Source organism: Terrabacter sp. Soil811, assembly GCF_001429655.1.
Classification (GTDB): Bacteria; Actinomycetota; Actinomycetes; order Actinomycetales; family Dermatophilaceae; genus Terrabacter.
In genome coordinates this window covers 512,353-525,591 of the sequence record NZ_LMSX01000007.1, presented here as the reverse complement: position 1 = coordinate 525,591, position 13,239 = coordinate 512,353, and the positions used below count along the sequence as shown (strand labels likewise).

Below are 13,239 nucleotides of genomic sequence, written 5' to 3'. Positions count from 1 at the left end.
TCGCACCTCCAGGTCTCGGTCTGCGTCCTCGCTCCGCCGACGCTACGCCTGCCCGCCGACGGCGTGGGCTCTCAGGGCGCGACGAGGAGACAGAACGGGTGGCCGGCCGGGTCGGCGAGCACGACGAGCGGCTCCTCCTCGTCGTCGGTGCGGTCGAGCAGCACCTGTGCGCCCAGGGAGAGCGCCCGGTCCCGATGCCGCTCGAGCTCGGCGACGCTCGGCACGGCGTAGTCGACGTGCAGCTGCATCGGCACCTCGTGGCTCGGCCACGTCGAGCGCGACAGCGGACCGTCGACCTGCTGGACCGCGAGCCGCCGCACGCCGTCGGCGTCGAGCAGGACGAGCCAGTCGGCGTCGTCCTCGGCCCCGTCAGCCGGGGGCTCGTCGCCGGGCCGGTAGTGCAGGCCGAGCAGCGCGCGGTAGAACTCGGCGAGGGCGCGGGCGTCCTCGGTGTCGAGGGCGGTGTGCATGAGACGCGGGTATGCCGGCTGCTCAGTCACGGGTCCTCCTCGGTCGCGGTCGCCACCCACCCTAGGAGCGGCCGCCGGGTTAGCGTCGCCCGTGTGGGTGTGCCGATCGACCGGACCGTGTCGTGGCGACCGGGACCGCCCCACCCCGCAACACACCGAGAAGGTCACAACACACCGGGGTCCGATCGCGGGGTGTTGTGACCTGCACGGTGTGTTGCGTCTGCATGCTCGAGGTGTTCGCGACCCTCGTCGGCCTCGCCCTCCACGCATCGAAGAACACCGTTGACCGCATCCTCAAGGGCGCCCGCCTCCACCCATGACCCACCCCTCGTCGAGTGAGCGCCCGACCACAGTCGAGTGAGCACGTCGTCACTCCAGTCGCCGTGGGACGGGACGGGGCGCTCACTCGAGTGGGACGGGGCGCTCACTCGAGTGGGATGCTGGGCCCGAGATGACGAACCCGACCAACGCCGCCCGCGAGCTCACCATCACGTCCGCGTCCAACCCGCGCCTGAAGGGCCTGCTCGCGCTCCGCCGCCGTCGCACGCGCGAGGAGACCGGCCAGACACTCGTCGAGGGCTACGAGGAGATCGGCCTCGCCCTGTCGGCCGGGGTGCGGCCCGGCACCGTCTACGTCTGCGAGGAGCTCTTCAGCCCCGCCGGCCGAGCCGGCAGCCAGGACATCGGCCACCAGACCGACCTGCTCGGGCGACTGCGCGACGACCGGGTCGAGGTCGTGCACCTCAGCCGCAGCGCCTTCGAGAAGGTCAGCTACCGCGAGGGACCGGACGGGCTCCTCGCCGTCGTCGACCGCATCGGCGTCTCCCTCGGCGACCTGCGCGTCGACGGGCCCGACCACCTGACCCTGCTCAGCCAGGGCGTGGAGAAGCCCGGCAACCTCGGCGCCATGCTCCGCACCGCCGACGCCGCGGGGGTCGACGCCGTCGTGGCCGCCGACCCCGTCACCGACTGGGGCAACCCCAACGTCGTGCGCGCCAGCAAGGGCACGGTCTTCGCCGTGCCGGCCGCGAGCGCGACGACGGCCGAGGCGCTCGACTGGATCGCGGCGCACGAGATCCGTCTCGTCGTCACGACGCCCGAGACCGACCTGCTGCACACCGACGTCGACTACACCGGCCGCGTCGCAATCGCCGTCGGCAGCGAGAAGCACGGCGCCGACCGCACCCTGCTCGAGGCCGCGACCCATCGCGTCCGGATTCCCATGCACGGCAAGGCGAACAGCCTCAACGTCGCCGCGTCTGCCGCGATCGTGCTCTACGAGGCGGTTCGTCAGCGCGACGCCCGCTGACCGTGCGGGCCGTGGGAGCCCGCGGGACGGCATACGAGATGACGCCCAGGTTTCATTCATGTGACGCGTGTGACGAGCCCCGCAAGAGACAGGGAGGGGTGGTCAAGAGCACCCCTTGGCGTGTGTCACGATGTTCTGTATGCGAGTTGACCACGTCTCCTATGCAGCGGAGGCCGGTGGCCTCAAGGCCACAGCCGCCCGACTGTCCGAGCTCATCGGCGTCGCGCCGGTCGACGGAGGGGTGCATCCCCGGTTCGGCACGCGCAACGTGATCTTCCCCCTGGCCAAGGACCACTACCTCGAGGTCGTCGAGGTGCTGGACCACCCGGCCTCCGACAAGGCGCCCTTCGGGCAGGCCGTCCGTGCCGCCTCCGAGGCCGGTGGTGGCTGGCTCGGCTGGGTCGTCGCCGTCGACGACATCGCCGTGGTCGAGCAGCGCCTCGGCCGCGAGTCGGTCCCGGGCAACCGGCACCGCCCCGACGGCACCGAGCTCAAGTGGCGCCAGCTCGGCATCAAGGGCCTCATGGCGGACCCCCAGGTCCCCTACTTCATCGAGTGGGACGACATGACGGTGCACCCCTCCGCGGGCGCCGACACGTCGGTCTCCATCGACAACCTCCAGATCGCCGGTGACCCCAAGCGCGTGCGCGAGTGGCTCGGCCCGGAGGACACCTTCGACAAGGGCGGCATCGACTTCACCTTCGTCGCCCCGCACGGCACGCCGGGTCTGCTGTCGGTCACCTTCGACACCCCGGCCGGCAAGGTCACCATCTGACCGAGTCACCAACTCGCACGCGAACGGCGGTCACCCCGAGGGGTGGCCGCCGTTCGTCGTCCCGAGGGCGTATGCCGTGTCGCGGGGCGGCCGGTCGCGCGCGGTTCGGTTACGGTGCCTGAATGCCGCTGGAGCTGCCGGTGCCGGGACGCGACCGTCGAGGGGCCGTGCCTTCCCTCGACCTGGAGACGTTGCCCCGCGAGGTGCGCGCGGCGGTGGAGGCGATGGTCGCCGGGCACGAGGTGTCGCTCCGCCGCGACGGACGCGAGATCGGCGTGCTCGTGCACCGCCCGAGCGTGCTGGTGGGCACCCTCGTGGGCGGACCGGAGCCGGAGCGGGCCGGCCGCGAGGACGACGAGGGTCGTGGTCCGGAGCGCGTGCCCGAGGGCGTCATGGTCGTGGCGACGGCGACGAAGCTGTCGAAGGCCGCTCGCCAGCGTCTCTCCGACGAGCTCGGCGACGGCTACGTCGTGCTCGACCTGCTCAGGGCCCCGACCAGCGCCGATGTCGTGCTGACGCATCCGGTGAGCCCACAGCTGCTCGGGTCGCTGCGCGGGATGTTCCCGCAGGCCCGGATCATCGTCACCGAGATCGAGGACGACGAGCTCGGCGTCAGCGCACCGGGGCCCGTGAGCCGGCTGCTCGACGCCGGGGCGTCGGCCTACCTGCCGCCGCGCCCGCTGCGCGAGGTGGCCGCGAACGTCCACGCGTACCTGACCGGCTCCGGTGCGCCGCAGCTCACGGCCGGTGACTCGGGGACGCCGCCGCGCGCGGCGCTGGGTTCCTCACCCGAGGGTGCCCCGCCACCCGGTTGAGGTGTCCGCGCCGCAGCATCCAGCGCGGGCTCACCTCAACCGACAGGTGCGTGCTCGCGGTGTCGCTCAGGACTCGACACAGAACTCGTTGCCTTCAGGGTCGGCCATGACCACCAGGTCGCCGTCGCCGCCGGTCACCGTTGCGCCCAGGGCGACGAGGCGCTCGACCTCGGCCTCGACCGTGTCCATGGTGCGCAGGTCGAAGTGCTGCCGGTTCTTCGCCGTCTTGGCCTCCGGGACGGGCTGGAACCACAGGGTCGGGCCGCCCCAGCCCGCGGGCTCGACCCAGGCCCGCTCGTCCGTGCTGTCCTCGTCGACGTTCGAGCCGAGGGCCGCGGCCCAGAAGGTCGCGAGCCGCAACGGCTCGGCGCAGTCGAACGTCACCGACTTCACGAAGGCCACCATGCACCGAACCTAGCCGCCCCCGGTCGCCACCACCCCTTTGAGGTATCCGCGCCGCAGGACTCGCGGTCGGGATACGTCAAACCGGGGCGCGGGACCAGCAGCGGTCAGCGGTGCCAGCGCTTGAGGCGCAGGGAGTTGCTGACGACGAGCACGGACGAGAGGGCCATCGTCGCGCCGGCGATCATCGGGTTGAGCAGCCCGAACGCGGCGAGCGGGATCGCGGCGGTGTTGTAGCCGAAGGCCCAGGCGAGGTTCTGCTTGATGATGCGCAGGGTCTCGCGGGACAGCCCGATCGCGTCGCCGACGGCGTCGAGGTCGGTGCGCACGAGGACGATGTCGGCCGAGTCCATCGCGACGTCGGTGCCCGAGCCCATCGCGAGACCGAGGTCGGCCTGGGCGAGGGCTGCGGCGTCGTTGACGCCGTCGCCGACCATGGCGACGACCCGGCCGGACTGCTGCAGCTCGGTGACGACGGCGTGCTTCTGCGCCGGCAGCACGTCGGCGCGCACGTTGGAGGCGTCGATGCCGACCTGCTCGGCGACGCTGCGCGCGTTGGAGGCGCTGTCACCGGTCAGCAGGTAGGGCGTCAGGCCGAGCGCCCGGAGCCGCGCGATGGCGGCCTTGGACGAGTCGCGCACCGTGTCCTCGACGGTGAGAGCCGCCTGGGCGACGCCGTCCCAGCCGACGTAGACCGTCGTGCCGGCGTGGCTGCGGGCGTGCGCGACGAGCTCGGGGTCGACGCTCTCGAAGAGGACGGCCTTGCCGACGGTGACCTCGGTGTCCTTGATCCGCGCGGTGGCTCCCTCGCCGGGGTTCGACTGGAAGTCGCGGATGCGCGGCAGGTCGAGCTTGGCCAGTCGGGCGCCGTCGACGACGGCCTGCGCGATGGGGTGCTCGCTGCCCTGCTCGACGGCGGCGGCCGCGGTGAGCGCCGCCTTCTTGGACAGCTTGCCGCGCACGGCGATGCTCCGCAGCCGCAGCTCGCCGGTCGTCACGGTGCCCGTCTTGTCGAGCACGACGGTGTCGACCCGGCGCGTGTCCTCGAGCACCTGCGGGCCCTTGATGAGGGTGCCGAGCTGGGCACCGCGACCGGTGCCGACGAGCAGGGCGGTCGGCGTGGCCAGACCGAGGGCGCAGGGGCAGGCGATGATGAGCACGGTCACGGCGACGGCGAGCGACGTGCCGAGGTCGTGGCCTGTCAGGAGCCAGGCGGCGAACGTCACGACCGCGATGACGAGGACGACGGGCACGAAGATCGCGGAGACGCGGTCGGCGAGGCGCTGGACGTCGGCCTTGCCGGTCTGGGCGGTCTCGACGAGACGCTGGATGCCGGCGAGCATCGTGTCGGCGCCGACCTTGCGCGCCTCGACGACGATGCGTCCGGTCGTGTTGATCGAGCCGCCGGTGACGTCGTCGCCGGGGGAGACGTCGACGGGGGTCGACTCGCCGGTGACGAGGCTCGCGTCGACGGCGCTCGAGCCGTCGCGCACGGTGCCGTCGGTCGCGACCTTCTCACCGGGCCGGACGACGAACTGGTCGCCGACGACGAGCTGGTCGACGGGGATGCGCAGCTCGCTCGTGATCCGCGACTGCGGGTCGATGCGCAGGACGGAGACGTCCTTGGCGCCGAGGTCGAGCAGCGAGCGGAGGGCGTCCTTGCCGGAGTCCTTGGCGCGCGCCTCGAGGAAGCGGCCGACGAGCAGGAACGTCGTGACGACCGAGGCGACCTCGAAGTAGAGGTGCATGCCGCCCTGGAGCAGCTCGACGACGGAGTAGCCCCACGCCGCGAGCACGCCGAGCGACACGAGGGTGTCCATCGTCGAGGCGAGGTGGCGGGCGTTGACCGCGGCGGCGCGGTGGAACGGCCAGGCGCACCAGAAGACGACGGGCGTCGCGAGGAGCAGCTCGAGCCAGGGGCTCGCCCCGAAGGTCGGGAGCACCATGGCGAGCAGCAGGACGGGGATCGTCAGCGCGATGGCGACGACGAGCCGGGGCTTGAGGACGGCCTGCGCGGGCGTGTGGTCGAGGTGGTTCTCGCCGGAGCCGCCGTGACCGGCCTGACCGTCGTGACCCGCCTCACCGTCGTGACCTGCGTGGCCCTCGCGTGCCGCGGGGGGCGGAGTCGTCGCGGGACGGGCGTCGACCTGCGTGGCCGCAGCGGCGACGCGGACCTTCTGGCGGGCCAGCTCCTGGGCCCGCAGCTTGTCGAGCAGCGCACCGGCGGCGGGCCTCGCGACCTCACCACCCGCTGAGCCGGCCGGGGCACTCTCGGGCGACACGGCATACGTGCTCGGGGCAGTGGGGGCCGGCGGCGCAGGGCGCGAGCCGTCGATGACGGTGGCGCCGTAGCCGGTCTTCTTCACCTCGGCGACGATCTGCTCGACCGTGACGGGAGCGGTGAACGAGACGAGCGCCTTCTCGGTGGCGAGGTTGACGGTCGCGGACTCGACGCCGGCGACCTTGGACAGCTTGCGCTCGATGCGGGCCGAGCAGGAGGCGCAGGTCATGCCGGTGATGGCGAGGCGGACCTCGTCGGGGGTCCGCTCGGCCGTGGTCACCGGCGCCTGGCCCTCGGTCATCGGAGGCTGTAACCGGCCTCCGCGACGGCGTCCGCGACGGCGGACGGGTCGAGGGGGGCCTCGCTCGTGATGGTGACGGGGGAGTCCTCGCCGGGGTGCAGGTCGACCGCGACCGCGACGACGCCGGGCAGGGCCGACAGCTCGCCGCTCACGGCGGCGGTGCAGTGACCGCACGTCATGCCGGTCACGGTGATCTCGGTCTGGGTGGTGGTGCTCATCGGGTGCCTCCTCGGGCGGTGGTCGGTGGGGTGCTCAGCTGCGCACGAGTCGGGCGATGGCCTCCGAGGCCTCGCGCACCTTCTCGGCGGCGGCCTCGTCGGACTCGCGGGCGGCGTCGACGACGCAGTGGGCGACGTGGTCCTCGAGCAGGCCGAGGCTCACCGCCTGCAGCGCCTTGGTGATGGCGCTGACCTGGGTCAGGATGTCGATGCAGTAGGTGTCGGTGTCGACCATCTTCTGCACGCCACGCACCTGGCCCTCGATGCGGCGCAGCCGCTTCAGGTAGTCGTCCTTGCTGCCGGTGTATCCAGCCATGGCACCTCCTCGTCGTGGTCAACAGGATACCCCTCTGGGGTATTCCCCTCCCGTCACGAACCGCCGAGCACCTCCTTCGCCAGCCGCTTCGGCGCCTTGGCCAGCCAGGCGTCGGTGACGACCTCGCGGATCTCCTCCGCGGTGAGCCTGCCGAGGTCCCGCTCGAGCAGGAGCACGGCGTTGTAGCCGTTCCAGTGCGGCGTCGTGAACCACGGCGAGTCGGGGTCCGAGACCATGGACTCCTTGTCCTCGGCCGTGCACGAGAAGGCGAGCACGTCGTCGTAGGGCTCGCCCGTCTCCGGGTCGAACGCGTCCTTGCGCGGGCCGCGAGCGAAGGCGAACGTCTTGCCCCTGACCTGGAAGCTCGGCCGTCCGCCGGAAGGCGGGTCGCGCGTCACCTCGGGCAGCGCGGCGGCTGCCTCGTCGATGTCGCTGAGCCGGGCGGGGCGCGAGCGGGCCATGCCCTCGCACGTTAGCCCGCCGGACGGCATACCTGAAGGGGCCACGCGGCCACGGGCGAAGCGGACGTCGGGCACCCCGGCGGGCACGCTGGCGGACGGTGCGGCGGACGGTGCGGCGGATCCGGCCAAACCGGTCACGAAAGTCGCGGTTCGGGCGTATTTTCTGGGGTGAGCAGCCCACCTCGATGTGTGGGGGTTAGCGTGGCCGTCTCGGGGCTCAGACTCAATCTTCTCGGTGCTCCGACGCTCGTCTCGGGAGACGATCCCGTGGCGCTGTCGCCGGGTACCGCGGTGCTCGTCGCCTATCTCGCGCTCGCACCGCGGGAGGGGCGCCAGCGCGCGGTCGCCGCTGCCCAGCTCTTCTCCGACTGCCCCGAGGACTCGGCCCGCCGCCGGCTCAACACCGCCGTCTGGCGGCTGCAGTCCGAGGTGCGCGCGAGCACGGGCGTCGAGCTCGTCGGCCGCTCCGGCGGTCGGTCCGTGGCGCTGAGCCCGGCCGTGCCGATGACCGTCGACGCCGTGCGCTTCGAGGACCTGCTGGCTCCCGTCCTGCGCCGCAGCGTCGTCGACCTCACCGACGACGACGTCCGTCGGCTCGAGGACGCCGTCGCGCTGCACCGGGGCCGGCTCGTCGAGGTCTGCGACGACGAGTGGGTGCTCGGCGCGCGCCACCGCATCGAGACCCTCTACCTCACCGGCCTCGACTACCTCGTCCAGCACCACGGGTCCCGCGGTGACGTCGCCGCCGTCGACCGCTACGGGACGCTCGCGCTCGCCATCGAGCCGTTGCGCGAGGACATCCACCGCCACCTCATGGGCGCCTACGCGGCGTCCGGCCGGCACGACCTCGTCGAGCGCCAGTTCGAGCAGTGCCGCCTGACCCTGCTCGCCGAGCTCGGCGCCGACCCGATGCCCGAGACGGTCGCGCTCTACGCCCGGATCACCCGGGGCGACGCCGGCCAGGCCGCCTCGGTGGCCGCGCTCGTCGCCGAGCTCGAACGGGCCCGGCGCGAGGTCGTGCGCCTCGCCGAGATCGTCGACCGCGCGCTCGACCGCCTGCACCGCATGCCCTGACGGGCACCGAGGGCGTATGCCGTGTCGCCGGGGAGCAGCACGGGTGACCTCTCGACGTGGCCGGGTGGGCAGGACTCGGCCTCTCGACGGTGGGGGTCGGCGGCGGTCGGTGGTGAGCAGGCGGTGAGCGGGTGGTGATCGGGGGGCGGGGGTCTCGTGAGCGGTCGGTGATCGGGGGCCGGGACGCTCGTGCCTGAGCAGAAGGGTCACGGCCTGGTGATGCGAGCGTGGAGGCGGCGATTCCTCATCGACGTGTGGGCCGAGCCCCGCGACGTCGACTCGCTCCCGGCCGTCATCAGGGCCCGGGTGCGCGACATGGCCACGGACGAGGAGACCTACGTGGGATCGTTCGCCGAGATCGAGCAGATCGTCGAGGCACGCCTCGACGACGACGGCGTGGCCCCGAGGCGTTGGGAGCGACCGTGATCCGCGAGGTCAGCGAGGCGCTGCGCGACGTCATCCACCGGGCCACCCCCGACCTCGGTGCGTGGGTCGTGCTCCACTCGCTCTCGCAGGGCGACAAGACGGCCCTGCCGGACACGAAGGGCATCCTCGCGCTCATCGCGGTCGCCGAGCACCCCCACCTGCGCAACCGACCCCTCGTCGACGGCCTCACCGGGCTCGTCCGCGCGCCCCTGTCGCTCCAGCTGACCTACCTCGTCACCTACGTCGGCGACCACGACGAGGCGCAGACCCGGCTCGGTCGCATCGTCCAGGCCTTCCACACGACGCCGATCGTGCGTCCGCCGGACCTGACGCCGCCGCTGTCGGACGAGGTCGAGAGCATCGCCGTCCGGCTGCTCGCGCCGAACGCCGACGAGCGCAACCAGGTGTGGGGGTCGCTGGGTCGGGCCGGGCGGCTCGCCCTCTTCTACGAGGTCGACGTCGCTCCGGTGCCGGTCCTCGAGCGCGAGGGCCGCGGCCGGGTGCGCGAGCACCGCATCGACTGGGTGGGGGCGACGTGAGCGTCCAGCCGGCGGCCCCGCACCTCGCAACGGTCACGACGACGCTGCGCCACACCGTGCGCCTCGTCCACGCCTCGACCGGGGCGCGGCTGCGCGGCCTCGACGCCCACCTCGAGCCGGCCCCGGCAGGCTGGACCCTCCGCGTGCTCCCGGACGTCCTCGTCGTCGCCGTCCGCGCCGACGCTCCGGTGCCCGCCGTGCCGCCGAGGGTCGTCGTCACCCTGACGGACGGGGCGCTCGCCGACGTCCTCGTCGTGCCGCAGCTCGCGGGTCGACCCCCGCGGACGTTCGTCGTCGACCTCACCGGACCCGAGGTCGAGGTCGTCGTCCACCCCGTCCCCTCGACCCTCACCGTCATCCTCACGACCCCGTCGACCGGAGCGCCACGCACCGGTGTCACCGTCACGGCGCGCGCGACCTCGGGTCCCGACCCGAAGCCGAGCGTCGCTCTCCCCGAGGTCGACCCGGGCACCTACCGCTCCGCGCCCGTCGAGTGGACGGCCGCCTTCACCCCGCTCGACCTGCTCGTCGGCGGCCAGCCGCTGCGCACCCTCGCCGTCGACGTCGCGACGTCGACCACCACGGCCCACCTCGTCGACACGACCTGACGGACCGGGCCCCACCCACCAGGAGAACCGCACCACCCGAACCGCACCACGACCGAATCCATCCGCACCGCACCCCCACCTGAACCGCACGACAGAGCACGAGCCGAGGAGGGCACCGTGACGACCTACCTTTCACCCGGCGTCTACGTCGAGGAGGTCCCCTCGGGGCCGCAACCGATCGCAGCCGCCCCCACGAGCGTCGTCGCCGTGCTCGGCACGACGCGTCGGGGTCCCGTCAAGGAGCCGACGCGCGTCACCGGCTGGGCCGACTTCGTGCGGACCTTCGGGGCAGCGACGTCGCGGGGCTTCACGGGGGAGTCGGTCTTCGGCTACTTCGAGAACGGCGGTCCGGCCGCCTGGATCGTCCGGGTCGACCCGTCGACCGGCGCCTCGTGGACCGTCTTCGACGTCGCGGGCACGGAGAGCTTCGACATCGAGGCGAGCTCGCCGGGCACGTGGGGCAACGACCTGTCGGTCGCCGTCTCCGCCGACGAGTCCGCCGCGTCGGGGTCCTTCTACCGCGCGACGACGACGTCGGCGACGGGCGCCATCGCGAGCGGTGGGGCCGGCACGATCGCCGTCGCCTCGACCGCGGGGCTCAAGCCCGGCGACACCGTCGCCCTCGTGGCTGCGCCGACGAGCGGGTCGGTCGCGGCACCGCCCACCGCGATCGTCACGGCCCTGACGACGACGTCGATCACCGTCGGCAGCGCGAGCGCCGCCGTCACCCTCCCGGCCGGCTCGGTCGTCGCGAGCGCGGCCGCCGCGGCGGCCACCTCGGTCTTCCTCCCCTCCGGCAAGGGCTTCAAGAAGGGGGACGTCGTCGTCGCCGTCGCCCCGAACGGCACGCGCACGAGCGCGGTGGTCACCGACGTCACGACCGCCGGCAGCGGGGTCACGCTGACCCTCGACGCGTCCCTCGGGGCGGTCCCCGGCGCGGCGTTCGTCCAGCGGCGCACCGACTACCGGGCCACCGCGACGATCGCCGGCACCCCGGCCGGGTCGCCGCCGTCGCTCAACGTCTCGGCGTCGGCCCTCGCGTTCGACCGCCCGCTGACGGCACCGATCGCGTCCGAGCTGACGGCGAGCGGCGTCGAGCACGCGGCCGCACGCCTCACGACCGGTGACGGCCGCACCGCCTCCTGGCAGACGAACCGCTTCGTCGTCGTCGGCGCCACCGCCGCCCCGAGCGGCCCGGTCACCGTCAACGCGGCGGTCACCGCGGTGCTGCTCGCGGACTCGGGCCTCGGGATCACCGGGCTGTCCGCGGCCGACGTCGGCAACGCGTACGGCTTCCTCCCGGCGGGCGCCAAGGTGACCTACACGGGTGCGGGTCCCACGCCCGCCGTCGTCGCGACGCGCACGGCCGGAGGGTTCACGCTCGCACCCGCTCCCGTCGCGACCGACACCTACACCGACGCGACGTTCACCCTCCAGGCCGACGCCGACGACGGCATCGCCGTCCGCTGCGCCGTGGCGCCCAGGGTCGGCGACGTGCTCGGTCTCGGGACGGCCTACGCCCCGATCACGGGGGTCGACGCGGCCGGGGGTGACACGTACGTGCTCCGGTTCGCGGCGAGCACGGCCGTCTCCAACGCCGCCCAGGCGCGTTTCCCGCTGTATGCCGTCGAGTCGGCGTCCGTCGTGGCCGCGCGGTTCACCCTGGCGGTCTCCGTCGGCGGTGCCCTCGCCGAGACGTTCGGCGGCCTGTCCCTCAGTCCCGACCACCCGGCGTACTTCGCCAAGGACGACGTCGTCAACGGCACCTCGTCCCTCGTCACCGTGACCGCACGCGCCGGTGGCGCCCCGGCGGTGTCGCTCGCGGCGGCACCGTTCTACACGGCCGTCGATCGGATCGGCGCCGACAAGGCGCCGACCAACGACGACTTCCGCGCCGGGCTGACCCGGCTCGAGGAGGTCGCTGAGCCGGCCATGGTCATCTGCCCGGACGCGCTGACGCTCGACGACCCGCTCCTGCAGGCCGACCTCGTCGGCCAGGTCGTGACGCACTGCGAGAACTTCCGGCGCTTCGCCATCGTCGACGCACCCGACCTCGACGACACCGACCTGCTGTCGTGGCGCAACACGACGCTGTCGAGCACGTATGCCGCCCTCTACGCGCCGCACCTGCAGATCGTCACGATCGATCCCGACTCGATCGACCGCTTCACGACCGTGCCGCCGTCGGGCTTCGTCGCCGGCGTCTTCGCCCGCACCGACCGGCTGCGTGGCGTGCACAAGGCGCCCGGCAACGAGACGGTCACCGGCATCGTCGGGCTCTCGCAGGCCTACACGCAGCGTCGCCAGGACCTGCTCAACCCCGGCGGGGTCAACCTCATCCGGGCCTTCCCGGGCCGGGGCACCCGACTCTGGGGTGCCCGCAACGCGACCGACGACACGACGTGGCGCTACGTCAACGTCCGACGACTCTTCAACATGGTCGAGACGTCCGTCGACCGCGCCACCCAGTGGGTCGTCTTCGAGCCCAACACCGCCCAGACGTGGATCCGCGTCAAGGTCTCGGTCGAGAACTTCCTCGACCAGCAGTGGCGGGCGGGCGCGCTGGCGGGCACGAAGCCCGAGCAGGCCTACCGAGTGCGCGTCGGCCTCGGCGAGACGATGACCGAGACGGACATCGACCTCGGGCTCATCATCACCGAGGTCGCGATCGCGCCGGCCAAGCCCGCTGAGTTCGTCATCTTCCGCTTCAGCCACAAGCGGCTGTCCGAGTGACCCGCCGTGACCAGCCGCGATCAGCCGACACGCGTACGCCGCCTGAATCCTCTTGTGAGCCAAGGAGCCTGACATGTATCCCATGACCACCCTGCACTTCACCGTCAGCTGGGGCGACCGACAGCAGACCTCGAGCTTCTCGGAGGTGAGCGGGCTGACGATGGAGGCCGAGGTCGTCGAGTACCGCGGCGGCGCCGACCCGCAGTTCTCGACGCGCAAGCAGCCCGGGCTGCGCAAGTTCTCCAACGTGACGCTCAAGCGCGGCATCGCCCCGACGGAGGCCGGCAACGGTCTCTTCGAGTGGTACAACTCCATCACCATCGGCGCCGTCGAGCGGCGCGACGTCACGGTGAGCCTCCTCAACGAGGAGCGCGAACCGGTCATGACGTGGAAGATCAAGGAGGCCTGGCCGGTCAAGATCGAGGGCCCCGGCCTCAAGTCGACCGGCACCGACGTCGCCATCGAGTCGGTCGAGTTCGCCTGCGAGGGCATCGAGATCGAGGCGAAGTAG

General features: G+C 72.6%; 15 protein-coding genes. 9 read left to right on the top strand and 6 right to left on the bottom strand.

Annotation, left to right across the window (positions count from 1 at the left end; genetic code table 11):
* Positions 1–71: 71 nt before the first annotated feature.
* The gene (locus ASH01_RS09295) at positions 72–500 is read right to left on the bottom strand and encodes a VOC family protein (RefSeq protein WP_082619627.1); all 429 of its coding nucleotides are present in this window, start codon (positions 498–500) and stop codon (positions 72–74) included.
* Positions 501–921: 421 nt separating this feature from the next.
* Between ASH01_RS09295 and ASH01_RS09290 the strand changes: the two genes are divergently transcribed.
* From ASH01_RS09290 to ASH01_RS09280, 3 genes are all read left to right on the top strand, one after another.
* Entirely contained in the window at positions 922–1,779 is an 858-nt protein-coding gene (locus tag ASH01_RS09290; protein ID WP_056774577.1) for an RNA methyltransferase, read from the top strand.
* 139 nt (positions 1,780–1,918) lie between these two features.
* The gene (locus ASH01_RS09285) at positions 1,919–2,554 is read left to right on the top strand and encodes a VOC family protein (RefSeq protein WP_020143723.1); all 636 of its coding nucleotides are present in this window, start codon (positions 1,919–1,921) and stop codon (positions 2,552–2,554) included.
* A gap of 122 nt (positions 2,555–2,676) precedes the next feature.
* Positions 2,677–3,369: a hypothetical protein gene (locus ASH01_RS09280; RefSeq protein ID WP_056774574.1), complete on the top strand. Its 693-nt coding sequence runs from the start codon at positions 2,677–2,679 to the stop codon at positions 3,367–3,369.
* Between the two features lie 66 nt (positions 3,370–3,435).
* Here ASH01_RS09280 and ASH01_RS09275 read toward each other — a convergent pair whose 3' ends face one another.
* The 5 genes from ASH01_RS09275 to ASH01_RS09255 all read right to left on the bottom strand — a co-directional run bounded on the left by ASH01_RS09275 (position 3,436) and on the right by ASH01_RS09255 (position 7,348).
* The gene (locus ASH01_RS09275) at positions 3,436–3,774 is read right to left on the bottom strand and encodes a VOC family protein (RefSeq protein ID WP_056774572.1); all 339 of its coding nucleotides are present in this window, start codon (positions 3,772–3,774) and stop codon (positions 3,436–3,438) included.
* Positions 3,775–3,878: 104 nt separating this feature from the next.
* The gene (locus ASH01_RS09270) at positions 3,879–6,353 is read right to left on the bottom strand and encodes a heavy metal translocating P-type ATPase (protein WP_056774569.1); all 2,475 of its coding nucleotides are present in this window, start codon (positions 6,351–6,353) and stop codon (positions 3,879–3,881) included.
* Positions 6,350–6,571: a heavy-metal-associated domain-containing protein gene (locus tag ASH01_RS09265; protein WP_020143727.1), complete on the bottom strand. Its 222-nt coding sequence runs from the start codon at positions 6,569–6,571 to the stop codon at positions 6,350–6,352. The genes ASH01_RS09270 and ASH01_RS09265 overlap by 4 nt, the downstream gene beginning before the upstream one ends.
* A 34-nt stretch (positions 6,572–6,605) precedes the next feature.
* Positions 6,606–6,887 carry a metal-sensitive transcriptional regulator gene (locus tag ASH01_RS09260; protein ID WP_020143728.1) on the bottom strand — a complete coding sequence of 94 codons (282 nt, stop codon included), beginning with the start codon at positions 6,885–6,887 and terminating at the stop codon, positions 6,606–6,608.
* Positions 6,888–6,940: 53 nt separating this feature from the next.
* Positions 6,941–7,348, bottom strand: coding sequence for an MmcQ/YjbR family DNA-binding protein (locus ASH01_RS09255; RefSeq protein ID WP_056774567.1), 408 nt, complete (start codon positions 7,346–7,348; stop codon positions 6,941–6,943).
* A 267-nt stretch (positions 7,349–7,615) separates the two neighbouring features.
* Here ASH01_RS09255 and ASH01_RS09250 point away from each other — a divergent pair, with 267 nt between their 5' ends.
* The 6 genes from ASH01_RS09250 (at position 7,616) to ASH01_RS09225 (ending at position 13,239) form a co-directional block, all read left to right on the top strand.
* On the top strand, positions 7,616–8,422 hold the full coding sequence (locus ASH01_RS09250; RefSeq protein WP_056774564.1) for an AfsR/SARP family transcriptional regulator: 807 nt from the start codon (positions 7,616–7,618) through the stop codon (positions 8,420–8,422).
* 219 nt (positions 8,423–8,641) lie between these two features.
* Complete coding sequence (locus ASH01_RS23215) at positions 8,642–8,848, top strand: hypothetical protein (RefSeq protein ID WP_235509583.1); 207 nt, start codon at positions 8,642–8,644, stop codon at positions 8,846–8,848.
* Positions 8,845–9,387: a Pvc16 family protein gene (locus tag ASH01_RS09240; protein WP_056774559.1), complete on the top strand. Its 543-nt coding sequence runs from the start codon at positions 8,845–8,847 to the stop codon at positions 9,385–9,387. The genes ASH01_RS23215 and ASH01_RS09240 overlap by 4 nt, the downstream gene beginning before the upstream one ends.
* Entirely contained in the window at positions 9,384–9,995 is a 612-nt protein-coding gene (locus ASH01_RS09235; protein ID WP_056774556.1) for a hypothetical protein, read from the top strand. The genes ASH01_RS09240 and ASH01_RS09235 overlap by 4 nt, the downstream gene beginning before the upstream one ends.
* Positions 9,996–10,112: 117 nt before the next feature.
* Positions 10,113–12,728, top strand: a complete 2,616-nt coding sequence (locus tag ASH01_RS09230; protein WP_056774552.1) for a phage tail sheath subtilisin-like domain-containing protein — start codon at positions 10,113–10,115, stop codon at positions 12,726–12,728.
* Between the two features lie 73 nt (positions 12,729–12,801).
* Positions 12,802–13,239: a phage tail protein gene (locus tag ASH01_RS09225; protein WP_056774549.1), complete on the top strand. Its 438-nt coding sequence runs from the start codon at positions 12,802–12,804 to the stop codon at positions 13,237–13,239.

Bases quoted from the DNA above. Each gene is read 5' to 3' on its own strand.
- ASH01_RS09290 (WP_056774577.1), top strand. From the start codon at position 922: ATGACGAACCCGACCAACGCCGCCCGCGAGCTCACCATCACGTCCGCG.
- ASH01_RS09285 (WP_020143723.1), top strand. From the start codon at position 1,919: ATGCGAGTTGACCACGTCTCCTATGCAGCGGAGGCCGGTGGCCTCAAG.
- ASH01_RS09280 (WP_056774574.1), top strand. From the start codon at position 2,677: ATGCCGCTGGAGCTGCCGGTGCCGGGACGCGACCGTCGAGGGGCCGTG.
- ASH01_RS09275 (WP_056774572.1), bottom strand. From the start codon at position 3,774: ATGGTGGCCTTCGTGAAGTCGGTGACGTTCGACTGCGCCGAGCCGTTG.
- ASH01_RS09270 (WP_056774569.1), bottom strand. From the start codon at position 6,353: ATGACCGAGGGCCAGGCGCCGGTGACCACGGCCGAGCGGACCCCCGAC.
- ASH01_RS09265 (WP_020143727.1), bottom strand. From the start codon at position 6,571: ATGAGCACCACCACCCAGACCGAGATCACCGTGACCGGCATGACGTGC.
- ASH01_RS09260 (WP_020143728.1), bottom strand. From the start codon at position 6,887: ATGGCTGGATACACCGGCAGCAAGGACGACTACCTGAAGCGGCTGCGC.
- ASH01_RS09255 (WP_056774567.1), bottom strand. From the start codon at position 7,348: ATGGCCCGCTCGCGCCCCGCCCGGCTCAGCGACATCGACGAGGCAGCC.
- ASH01_RS23215 (WP_235509583.1), top strand. From the start codon at position 8,642: ATGCGAGCGTGGAGGCGGCGATTCCTCATCGACGTGTGGGCCGAGCCC.
- ASH01_RS09225 (WP_056774549.1), top strand. From the start codon at position 12,802: ATGTATCCCATGACCACCCTGCACTTCACCGTCAGCTGGGGCGACCGA.